General features: G+C 69.4%; 7 protein-coding genes. 3 read left to right on the top strand and 4 right to left on the bottom strand.

Going from position 1 to position 11132, the window contains the following annotated elements; all coding sequences use genetic code 11:
* Positions 1 to 156: 156 nt before the first annotated feature.
* From ABD908_RS13765 to ABD908_RS13750, 4 genes are all read right to left on the bottom strand, one after another.
* Positions 157 to 1104, bottom strand: a complete 948-nt coding sequence (locus ABD908_RS13765; protein ID WP_344996639.1) for an endonuclease/exonuclease/phosphatase family protein — start codon at positions 1102 to 1104, stop codon at positions 157 to 159.
* Positions 1105 to 1206: 102 nt separating this feature from the next.
* Positions 1207 to 4239 carry a bifunctional [glutamine synthetase] adenylyltransferase/[glutamine synthetase]-adenylyl-L-tyrosine phosphorylase gene (locus tag ABD908_RS13760; RefSeq protein WP_344996637.1) on the bottom strand — a complete coding sequence of 1011 codons (3033 nt, stop codon included), beginning with the start codon at positions 4237 to 4239 and terminating at the stop codon, positions 1207 to 1209.
* A gap of 19 nt (positions 4240 to 4258) precedes the next feature.
* A complete protein-coding gene (gene glnA, locus ABD908_RS13755; protein WP_344996634.1) occupies positions 4259 to 5599 on the bottom strand; it encodes a type I glutamate--ammonia ligase in 1341 nt (446 codons plus the stop codon).
* Positions 5600 to 5777: 178 nt separating this feature from the next.
* Complete coding sequence (locus tag ABD908_RS13750; protein ID WP_425584381.1) at positions 5778 to 7409, bottom strand: alpha/beta hydrolase; 1632 nt, start codon at positions 7407 to 7409, stop codon at positions 5778 to 5780.
* A 94-nt stretch (positions 7410 to 7503) separates the two neighbouring features.
* Between ABD908_RS13750 and ABD908_RS13745 the strand changes: the two genes are divergently transcribed.
* The 3 genes from ABD908_RS13745 to pip are packed head-to-tail and all read left to right on the top strand — an operon-like array spanning position 7504 to position 11126.
* Complete coding sequence (locus ABD908_RS13745; RefSeq protein ID WP_344996630.1) at positions 7504 to 9246, top strand: NAD+ synthase; 1743 nt, start codon at positions 7504 to 7506, stop codon at positions 9244 to 9246.
* Between the two features lie 30 nt (positions 9247 to 9276).
* Complete coding sequence (gene panB, locus ABD908_RS13740; RefSeq protein ID WP_344996628.1) at positions 9277 to 10125, top strand: 3-methyl-2-oxobutanoate hydroxymethyltransferase; 849 nt, start codon at positions 9277 to 9279, stop codon at positions 10123 to 10125.
* Positions 10125 to 11126, top strand: coding sequence for a prolyl aminopeptidase (pip, locus tag ABD908_RS13735; RefSeq protein WP_344996626.1), 1002 nt, complete (start codon positions 10125 to 10127; stop codon positions 11124 to 11126). Before panB ends, pip begins: the two co-directional genes overlap by 1 nt.
* Positions 11127 to 11132: the final 6 nt, after the last annotated feature.

Below are 11132 nucleotides of genomic sequence, written 5' to 3'. Positions count from 1 at the left end.
CTTCCTAAGACCGCTTGGCCTCCGACTTGTTCGCGGCCCCCCGCGCGACGCGGGCGCTCCCGCCGGCGAACCACGCGGCCAGCGCGCCCGTACTCGAGATGTCCGGTTTCTGCACCGGGCCAGGCTAACAGCGGTCGCTGACACCGACCCTGGCGATCACCCCAACGGGATCCGGGCGATCAGCGCGCGGTGGTCGGATCCCGGAATGCTGTACGACCTCACGGAGGCGACGGAGGCACCCCGGACGAGAACGTGGTCGATCTGCAGCATCGGCGGGTACCAGCGATTCGTCGGGTACGTCGGCAGCCACTTCGCACCCACCGTCTCGGCGGCGTCGCGGTACCCGCCGCGGAGGAACTCCCGATACTGCCGGTGGTCCCACGTGGAATTGAAGTCCCCCAGGGCGATCACTCGCCGGTCGCTCGGCACGGCGGCGAGAGTCGAACGGGCACGGTCGATCTCGGTCGACCAGCGCGTCGCGTGCGGGTACGGCGGGATCAGGTGCAGGGCATACAGCTGCACGATGCCGCCACCGGGCACTAGCGTCACCGCCGAGAGGTTGGTCATCGCGTAGCCGTCCATCTGCTCCGTCGACTCGAGCGGATAGCGGCTGTAGATCCCTGTGCCATCGGCCTGCGGCAGGGCGTTGGTGTACGTGTAGGGCAGGTCGAGGCTGAGGGTGCTCCCGTCGAGCTTCGTCATCGCGTCGACCGTCAGCTCGGACACCGCCAGGATGTCGACGTGGTTGTCGCGCACCAGTTTCGCGAGCGCAGCGGGGTCGCCCTCACCCAACCTGATGTTGGCCTGCATCACGGTGAGCACGACGCCGCGGTCGGCCGCCGCCGTCCCCAGGAACATCGGCAGTTGCACGACGACGCACAACGCCACCGTCAGCACACCGATGAAGGATCCGAGCCAGCGACGCAGGATCGCGAACAGGATCAGCCCCACCAGCGGCGCGATCAGCCATGCCGGCCCGAACGCGGTGAACGCGATCGCCGGTGCCGAGCTGTAAGTGAGGAAGTGCGCCGCGATCGACGCGATCCCGATCAGGACGAGAAGCGACGCCAACACCAGGAACACGAGCCGCAGGGCCTTGCGCATGGCGGCCATTGTGCCCACGCGGCCACCGCGCGAGGGCCAGCGACGCGCCCACTCGAGGCCGTCGCTACCGAACCGAGACCTGTCGGTGCCGACTGCGACCCGCTACTCGCCCCAGAACACCCGGTCGACCACGGCGCGGGCACGTCGCGTGGTTCGGAGATAGTCGTCGAGGAAGTCGAGCGAGCTGCCCTCACGCCAACCCGCCACGTAGGCGACGTTGGACAGCACCGCACCGGGGCCGGGCAGCTGGTCGATGGGCTTGCCGCGCACCAGGAACAGTGCGTTGCGGGCGCGGGTCGCGGTCAACCAGGCGTCCCGCAGCAACGTCACGTCGGATTCGGCGAGCACCTCGGTGGCGCCGATCGTGTCGAGCGACTGGAGCGTCGATGTGTTCCGTAGGGCGCGAACGGCGCTCGCGTGCCGCAGCTGCAGCAGCTGCACCGTCCACTCGATGTCGGACAGCCCGCCGCGACCGAGCTTGGTATGCGTCGCGGGGTCCGCACCGCGCGGCAACCGCTCGGAATCGACTCGTGCCTTGATCCGCCGCAGTTCCCGCACCGTGTCGGCGGACACCCCGCCGTCGGGGTAGCGGATCCGGTCGATCATGTACAGGAACTCGAGGCCGAGTTCCTCGTCACCGGCCACCTGGGTGGCGCGCAGCAGTGCCTGCACCTCCCAGGGCTGGGCCCATTGGTCGTAGTAATGGCGGTACGCAGCCAGAGTGCGGACGACGGGGCCGTTACGCCCCTCCGGGCGCAGACCGGTGTCGATCTCGAGTCCGGGGTCCACCGACGGTGCCCCGAGCCGCTTCCGCACCGCCTCGGCGATGTGGTCGGCCCACTTGACCGCCTCCGACTCGCTGTCCGGGCCGCCTTCGACCGGGTCGCACACGAACAGCACATCGGCGTCCGATCCGTAGCCGATCTCGTGCCCACCCAGCCGACCCATGCCGATCACGGAGATCCGCGCCGGTGCCTGGTCGCCGCGGCCCGCCGCGCGCCGCTCGGCCACCGACGCGTTGATCTCGGACACGAGCGCCGCGTTGACCGCCGCCGACCAGACCGATGACAGTGCGGAGCAGACCTCCGGCACCGTGAGCATGCCCAGGACGTCCGCCGACGCGATCCGCGCGATCTCTGCGCGCCGCATGGCACGGGCGACCGCGATCGCCCTGTCCCGGTTGGCCGCCCGAGTCACGGCGGCGAGCATGCCGTTGGTCACCTCGCCTGGCTGCACCTCGACCAGCTTGGGTCCGTTCGCGCCGTCGGCGTACATGCGGATCACCTCGGGCGACCGCTGTAGCAACTCGGCGACGAACGTCGACGATCCGAGCACCGTCATCAGCCGCTGCGCCACGACGGATTCGTCGCGGAGCACGCGCAGGTACCACTCGACACCCGCGAGAGCCTCCGACAGCTTGCGGTAGTTCAGCAGGCCGGCATCGGGATTCGGTGTCTCGCTGAGCCATTCGAGCAGCGTCGGCAGCAGGATCGTCTGGATCCGGCCGCGGCGCGATCCGTCGGCCATCGACTTCAGGTGCTGCAGCGCGTGTTCCGCCTGCTCGAAGCCCAGGGCCTTGAGCCGCAACACGATCGACGCGTCGGACAGCCGCACCTCATCGGCGTCGAGTTGCGCTATCGACTCCAGCAGCGGCCGGTAGAACAGCTTGGTGTGCAACCGGCGGACGCGGGTGGCCTGCCGGCGCACCTCCGCTCGCAGCACGCCCGCAGCATCCCGGTCACCGTCGGGCCGCACGTGCGCCGCGCGCGCCAGCCAGCGCCACGCCTCGTCGTCGTCGAACGGCGGCAGCGTATGTGTCCGCTTGAGCCGCTCCAGCTGCAGACGGTGCTCGAGCAGCCGCAAGAACCGGTACGACGCCGAGAAGTTCGCGCCGTCGTCGCGCCCGACGTAACCCCCTTCGGTCAGCGCGGCCAACGCGTCGAGGGTGCCGCGGACCCGCAGGGACTCGTCGGTGCGACCGTGCACGAGTTGCAGTAGCTGCACCGCGAACTCGACGTCCCGGAGGCCGCCGCGGCCGAGCTTGAGTTCGCGCTCGCGCAGCTCCGGCGGGACGTTCTCCTCGACTCGGCGCCGCATCTGCTGCACCTCGGGCACGAAGTCTGCGCGCTCCGACGCCTCCCACACCATCGGGCTGAGGGCATCGACGTACGCCTGCCCCAGCGCCATGTCGCCGATGGCCGGGCGCGCCTTGAGCAGCGCCTGGAACTCCCAGGTCTTGGCCCACCTCTTGTAGTAGGCGATGTGGGAGTCGAGGGTGCGGGTGAGGCTGCCGTTCTTGCCCTCGGGCCGCAGACCGGCGTCGACGTCGAAGAACGCCATCGACCCGATGCGCATCATCTCGCCGGCCAGCCGCGCAGACGGACCGTCGGCGGGTTCGGCGACGAAGATGACGTCGACGTCGGAGACGTAGTTCAGTTCGCGCGCACCGCATTTACCCATCGCGATCACAGCGAGGCGACCCGGTACGGGCTTGTCGGGGTAGACGGTGGCGACGGCGACGGCCAGCGCCGCCGTGAGGGCCGCGTCGGCCAGGTCCGCGAGATACTCGCCGACCTCCACGAACGGCAGCCACGGCTCGTTCTCGACCAGGTCCGCCATGTCCCGCGCGGCCACGACCATCATCAGGTCGCGGTGCTTGGTCCGTAGGGGCGGCACGGCCGTGGCCCCCGCGATGGCGGCCCGGTACAGCAGATCGTCGTCGGGGCGACCCGGCTCCTTGACGGCTCCCACCGCGGCGAGCATCTGCTCGCGGAGCTGCTCGCGGCCGGCCAACGGCCCGCGTTCGGCGAGGAGTCGCCACGCGCTCGGATTGCTCACCAGATGGTCGCCGAGCGCCTCGGAGCCCCCGAGGACACCGAACAGTCGCCCACGCAACGTGGTGTCGGACCGGATCGCGGCGTCGAGCTCCGGCCACCCGTCGCCGAGCGCCTCCCGCAGCCGAACAAGCGCCTTGAGGGTGATGTCGGCGTCGGCCGAGCGGGACAACGCCCAGAGCACATCGACGCTCTCCGGCTCGAACCAGCCGAGGCTCGCCAGGTTGGTCTCGGCGGTCGGCTCCAGGAGCCCCAGCCTGCCGACCCCCGGGATCCGCGATCGTTGCGTATTGGGATTCACGGTGTCTCCGATGGTCGTGTCAGACCGTGAGGAAGCGCTTCAGTTCGAATGGCGTGACCACCGATCGGTAGTCGTTCCACTCCGACCACTTGTTGCGCAGGAAGTACTCGAAGACGTGCTCCCCCAACGCTTCCGCAACCAGCTCGCTCTTCTCCATGAGCACCAGCGCGTCGTCCAGGCTGGCGGGGAGGTCGCGGTAGCCGAGCGAACGCCGTTCGCGGGCCGTCATCCGCCACACGTTCTCCTCGGCCGCCTCGGGCAGGTCGTATCCGCCCGCGATTCCCGCGAGTCCGGCCGCGGCGAGCACGGCGAACGCCAGGTAGGGGTTGCACGCCGAGTCGGGTGACCGCACCTCGATGCGGCGCGAGCTGGCCTTGTTCGGGGTGTACAGCGGCACCCGGACCATCGCGGACCGGTTCGCCGCGCCCCACGTCGCCGCCGTCGGCGCCTCGTCCCCGGCCACCAGCCGCTTGTAGGAGTTGACCCACTGATTGGTCACGGCCGAGATCTCCGGCGCATGGTGCAGGATGCCCGCGATGAACGCCTTGCCCGTGGCCGACAGCTGGAGCTCGTCGTCGGGATCGTGGAAGGCGTTCGTGTCGCCCTCGAACAGGCTCATGTGCGTGTGCATCGCCGATCCGGCGTGGTGGGTGAACGGCTTCGGCATGAAGGTGGCGTGGACGCCCGCGTTCATCGCCACCTCCTTGATCAGGTAGCGGAAGGTCATGACGTTGTCCGCCATCGACAGTGCGTCCGCGTACCGCAGGTCGATCTCCTGCTGGCCGGGTGCCGCCTCGTGATGGCTGAACTCGACGGAGATGCCCATCGACTCCAGGGCCCCGATGGCGTCCCGCCGGAATGTCGGCGCGACGTCGTGCACCGCCTGGTCGAAGTAGCCGCCGTTGTCGGCTGGTATCGGCTCGCTGCCGTCCGTAGGGAGGTTCTTGAGCAGGAAGAACTCGATCTCGGGGTGCACATAGCAGCTGAATCCGAGGTCGGCGGCCTTGTTCAGCTGGCGCCGCAGCACGTGTCGAGAGTCGGCCCACGACGGGGTGCCGTCGGGCATCGCGATGTCGCAGAACATGCGGCACGAGTAGTGCCGGTCCCTGTCATCGGTCCACGGCAGGACCTGGAATGTCGAGGGGTCGGGTTTCGCGACGGTGTCGGCCTCCGACACTCGCGAGAAGCCCTCGATGGAGGAACCGTCGAACCCGATGCCCTCGCTGAACGCACCGTCGAGCTCGGCGGGCGCGATCGCGACCGACTTGAGGAACCCGAGGACGTCGGTGAACCACAGCCGCACGAAGCGGATGTCCCGTTCCTCGATCGTGCGAAGGACGAACTCCTGCTGCCGATCCATGCTGGTGACCCTATTCACATCGAGTTAACTGCGTGTAATGACCCCGCGATTCGTGGTGCGGCGCCCCGGATAGACCCTACGCGGCTCGCCGGCCCCACACCGGGATGCCCTTCCCACACGCGGGTGTTCGGCCCCCGTGCACGGGCATCGGGGGCCGAACATCGCCGTGCGCGAGGTTCTACTCGCTGCAGCGCAGACCGGCGGGCGGCACCGTGAGCGACTGGAAGTAGCGGGTCACCGCGCCGTCGACGCAGGTGTTCCCCTCGAAACTCGCGGTGTGCTGGCTGCCCTCGAAGGTGATCAGTGCGGCGTTGAGCTGGTTCGCCAGACTCACACCGTTCGCGTACGGCGTCGCAGGGTCGTGGGTGGTGGACACCACGACCACCTTGGCCATGTCGGCCGGGACGACCACCCTGTGCGGGCTGAGCGTGTTCTTCGCCGGCCAGTACGCGCAGGCACCCTTCGCGGCGTGGCCGGTACCGCGACCGTCGTCGTTGAACGGCGCGGCCTGCCGCAGCTCGGTGTCGAGCCGGCCGAGCGCGACAGGGTCCGTGATCGCGGGGCTGTCCATGCAGTTGATGGCCGTGAAGGCGTCCATCATCCCGCTGTAGTGGCCGTTCGCATCGCGCCCCTGGTAGGCGTCGGCGAGCCGCTGCATCATCGTGCCGGTCCCCGTCCGCAGCTGTGCCAAGCCCACCGTCAGGGCCCTCCACAGGTTGGGCGAGTACATCGCCTGGATCGTGCCGGTGGCCGCGTCCTGGTAGCTCAGCGGCCGCCCCGGTGAGGCGGGCACGGGGTGGTCGATCAGCGGCCACACCAGCTTGTGGTAGTTGTCGACGGCCTTGGTTGGATCGGTTCCCAGGGGGCAGGCCGCGGACTTCGCGCAGTCCTTGGCGTAGTCGTCGAACACGGTCTGGAACCCGGCCATCTGCCGCACGTTCGATTTCGACGGGTCCTCCGACGGGTCGACCGCGCCGTCCAGCACCATCGCGCGGATGTTGTGCGGGAACTTCTCGGCGTAGATCGCGCCGATGAACGTGCCGTAGCTGAAGCCGATGTAGCTCAGCTTCTTGTCACCGAGCACCGAACGCAGCACGTCGAGGTCCTGCACCGTGTCGGCGGTGCCGACGTGTGCGAGGAAGTTCGTCCCCATCTTCTGGTCGCACAGCTCGGCGTTCTCCTTGTTGAACGCCTCCTGCTTGATGATGCCCTCGGGGCTGTTGTCGTCGCCCAGGGTCGATTGTCGGTTGGCGTCCACCTGCGCATCGGTGTAGCAGCGGATCGTCGGGGTCGACGCGCCCACCCCGCGCGGGTCCCAGCCGACCATGTCGAAGGTCTGGTTGACGGCGAGCTTGCTCCAGTTGGTCGCCGAGCCGCCGACGAGTTGCACCCCGGAACCGCCGGGCCCACCGGGGTTGACGAGCAGCGAGCCCTGCTTGGTGCCCTGAGCCAACAGCCTGTCGACGGCGATCGTGGCGTCGCCCGCGCCGGGGTTCGAGTAATCGATCGGGACGGTGATCGTGCCGCATTGGAGCCTGCTGGTCCCCGGATCATCGAAGTCGTCGGTCGCCGCGAACGAACTGCAGGACCCCCACGCGATCGACTGGTCGTAGTACTTGCGCAGCGCCTGGTTGGGCGCGCCGCCACCCGCCGTCGACGCCGGTGCCGCCACCGACGCCGTGGACTCGCCGCCGGCGGACGATTGCGCCGGAGTCGAGCGGCCCGGCACCGTTGTCGAGCACGCCGCAGCGAGCGCGACCACCGCCACCGCCGCCACTGGTGCACTCCATCTCGGCCGGGGCAAAGTCATCCGCATTGCAGCGATACTGCCAGAAGCAGCTGACAGGCCGAGTGTGTCGGACCCGCCCCGGCGCGGAGTGCATTCGGTCGCCTAGTGTTGCGGTATGACGCCTGTCCGTGTCGCCGCCTGCCAGATGAACCCCGTCGTGGGCGACCTGGACGCGAACGTGCGGCGCATCACCGCCGCGGCGAAGGACGCCGCCGAGCAGGGCGCGCAGGTCGCCGTTTTCGGTGAGATGGCGCTCACCGGATACCCCGTCGAAGACCTGCTGCTGCGGCATTCGTTCGCGGTCGACTCCCGGCTCGCGGTGCACCGGTTGGCGGAGTCACTGGACGCCGCCGGCTGCGGCGACCTGATCGTGATCGTCGGCTATCTCGACCGCGACAGCGACGTGCCGCGGCGCACGGAGGGGACGTACGACCCGCGACCGTCCGCCCGCAACAGCGCCGGGGTCCTGCACGGCGGCGCGCTGGTGGCCCGCTACGACAAGCACTTCCTGCCCAACTACGGCGTATTCGACGAGGACCGCTGGTTCGTGCCCGGCGAGCGGCTGGTGACGCTCGACGTCGACGGCGTGCGGCTCGGCATCACGATCTGCGAGGACGTGTGGTGGCCGGACGGGCCCGTCGCCGGCCTCGGCGCGCTCGGCGTGGACGCGGTGCTGTGCCTCAACGCCAGCCCGTTCCAGATCGGCAAGCCGGCGGAGCGGCGGCAGGTCGTGGCCGACCGGGTCGCCGAGGGCGGGGCGCCGATCGTCTACGTCAACCTCGTCGGCGGCCAGGACGAGTTGGTGTTCGACGGTGACTCGTTCACCCTGGGCTCCGACGGTGTCATGGGCCGCGCACCGCAGTTCGCCGAGTTCACGTACCTCACGGATGTCGCGCCGCTCGGGCGTGAGCGGACCGCCGCCGTCGCCGGGTGGGACGTGCAGACGTATCCGCTGCCCGCGCGCTCGACCGTCGGGGACGCGCTCCAGGTCACCGACCACACCGAGCTCGACGAGGAAGCACAGGTGTGGGCCGCGCTGGTCACCGGAACCCGCGACTACGTGCACAAGGTGGGCGGGCGGACGGTGGCGCTGGGCCTGTCCGGCGGCATCGACTCCGCGCTGGTCGCCGCCGTCGCCGCGGACGCGTTGGGCCCCGAGAACGTGTACTGCGTGTCGATGCCCTCGAAGTACAGCTCGGAGCACTCCAAAGATGATGCCGCCGACCTCGCCGAGCGGGTGGGCCTGCACTACCGCGCGGAGCCGATCGAGGACATGGTGCACGTCTTCGTCGACCAACTGCAGCTGACCGGCCTCGCCGAGGAGAACATCCAGGCGCGCTGCCGCGGCATGACGCTCATGGCGATCTCCAACGCGGAGGGCCACCTCGTGCTGGCCACCGGCAACAAGAGCGAACTGGCCGTCGGCTATTCCACGATCTACGGAGACGCGGTCGGGGCGTTCGCGCCCATCCGGGACGTCGAGAAGTCCCGGGTGTGGGCCCTGGCGCGGTGGCGCAACAAGGTGGCGTCAGAGCGCGGCGAGACCCCGCCGATCCCGGAGAACTCCATCACCAAGGAGCCGTCCGCCGAGCTTCGCCCCGACCAGAAGGACAGCGACTCGCTGCCCGACTACGAGATCCTCGACGACATCCTGCGCCGCTACGTCGAACTCGACCAGGGCGTCGCCGAGATCTCGCAGGCCGGCTACGAACCCGACCTGATCCGCCGGGTCGCGCGTCTGGTGGACCGCGCCGAGTACAAGCGGCGGCAGTATCCGCTCGGCCCCAAGGTCACTCCCAAGGCGTTCGGCCGCGATCGTCGGATGCCGGTCACCAATCGGTGGCACGACCAGACCTGAGATCACCGCTCGATCCAAGGAAGTGGAGAGATGCCCGAGAGCACGGTGTACGGGGGCGGCGAGCCGCCCGCGGACAAGCCCCGCCGGAGGAAGGTCCGCATCCAGCACCTTGGTGAGATGCGCGACCGCGGCGAGAAGTTCGCCATGTTGACCACCTACGACTATCTGACCGCGCAGATCTTCGACACGGCCGGCGCGCACGCGCTGCTGATCGGCGACAGCGCCGCCAACGTCGTCTTCGGCCACGACTCGACGTTGCCGGTGGGGCTCACCGAGCTCGCCCCGCTCGTGGCGGCGGTGCGCCGGGGCGCGACGTCGGCGTTGGTCGTGGCAGATCTGCCGTTCGGCTCGTACGAGCGCTCACCCGAGCAGGCCTTCGATGCGGCGTCGGTGATGATGAAGGCCGGCGCCGAGGCCGTCAAGCTCGAGGGCGGAGTACACATGGCGCCGACGATCGAATTCCTCACGCGCCGCGGCATTCCCGTGATGGCACACATCGGATTCACGCCGCAGTCCGTCAACACCCTCGGCGGCAATCGGGTGCAGGGTCGCGGCGACGCAGACGCCGAGCGGATCCGCGCCGACGCCAAGGCCGTCGACACTGCCGGTGCCTTCTCGGTGGTGCTCGAGATGGTTCCCGCCGCCGTGGCGAAGCAGGTCACCGAGGCCAGTGGAATCCCCACCATCGGGATCGGCGCGGGCGCCGACTGCGACGGGCAGGTGCTCGTGTGGCAGGACATGGCGGGCCTCGCCCGTGGCCGCGTCGCACGCTTCGTCAAGCGCTACGCCGATCTGGGCGATCAGCTGGAGCACGCTGCAGCAGAGTACGTCTCGGAGGTCGCCTCCGGCGAGTTCCCCGGCCCGGAGCACACCTTCTGATGACGCCGGCGACCCGCGACTTCTATCCCGAGATCGAGCCGCACTCCACCGAGCTGCTCGACGTGGGCGACGGCCAGCAGCTGTACGTCGAATGCAGCGGTAACCCCGACGGCAAGCCGGCTGTGTTCGTGCACGGCGGGCCCGGCGGCGGCACCTCCCCCGCCGTACGCCGCTTCTTCGATCCCGCGGCCTACCGGATCGTGGTCTTCGACCAACGCGGGTGCGGGCAGTCGGTGCCGCATGTCGCGGACGCCGTAGGCGGATCGAACGGCACAGCCGGTGTCCTTGAAACGAATACCACGTCGAACCTGATCGCGGACATGGAGAGGATCCGCGAGCACCTGGGCATCGAGCGGTGGCTGGTGTTCGGGGGGTCGTGGGGCTCGACGCTGTCGCTGGCGTATGCGCAGGCGCACCCGGCGCGGGTCACAGAGCTGGTGCTGCGCGGCATCTTCCTGCTGCGGCGCAGCGAGATCGACTGGTACTACAACGATGGTGCCTCGCATATCTACCCGGACGCCTGGGAGGGCTACCTCGCGCCGCTGGCACCGGCAGACCGCGGCCCCAGCGTCGACAAGGTAACCGCGTACCACAGGCTGCTGCACTCCCCCGATCCCGAGGTCGCCACCGCCGCGGCGATCGCGTGGACCACATGGGAGAAGAGCACCAGCTACCTGATCAACACCCCGGAGAAGACCGCCGGGGCCGAGGATCCGCGGTACGCCTTGGCGTTCGCGCGGATCGAGAACCACTACTTCGTCAACCACGGCTTCCTCGACGAGGGCCAGCTGCTGCGCGACGTCGGGCGCATCGCCCGCATCCCCGGGGTGATCGTGCAGGGCCGATACGACGTGGTATGTCCGGCGCGCAGCGCGTGGGACCTGCACCGAGCGTGGCCGGCTGCGGAGTTGCACATCGTCCCCGACGCCGGTCACGCCTCGTTCGAGCCGGGGATCCGGACTCGGCTGCTCGAGGCGACCGACCGATTCCGAACGCGCTGAAGGACT

The sequence above is a fragment of the Tsukamurella soli genome (genome assembly GCF_039541155.1).
Taxonomy (GTDB): Bacteria; Actinomycetota; Actinomycetes; order Mycobacteriales; family Mycobacteriaceae; genus Tsukamurella; species Tsukamurella soli.
The sequence above is the reverse complement of the archived record's forward strand: the minus strand, read 5'-3'. Positions and strand labels throughout refer to the sequence as shown.

Bases quoted from the DNA above. Each gene is read 5' to 3' on its own strand.
- ABD908_RS13765 (WP_344996639.1), bottom strand. From the start codon at position 1,104: ATGCGCAAGGCCCTGCGGCTCGTGTTCCTGGTGTTGGCGTCGCTTCTC.
- glnA (WP_344996634.1), bottom strand. From the start codon at position 5,599: ATGGATCGGCAGCAGGAGTTCGTCCTTCGCACGATCGAGGAACGGGAC.
- ABD908_RS13750 (WP_425584381.1), bottom strand. From the start codon at position 7,409: ATGACTTTGCCCCGGCCGAGATGGAGTGCACCAGTGGCGGCGGTGGCG.
- ABD908_RS13745 (WP_344996630.1), top strand. From the start codon at position 7,504: ATGACGCCTGTCCGTGTCGCCGCCTGCCAGATGAACCCCGTCGTGGGC.
- panB (WP_344996628.1), top strand. From the start codon at position 9,277: ATGCCCGAGAGCACGGTGTACGGGGGCGGCGAGCCGCCCGCGGACAAG.
- pip (WP_344996626.1), top strand. From the start codon at position 10,125: ATGACGCCGGCGACCCGCGACTTCTATCCCGAGATCGAGCCGCACTCC.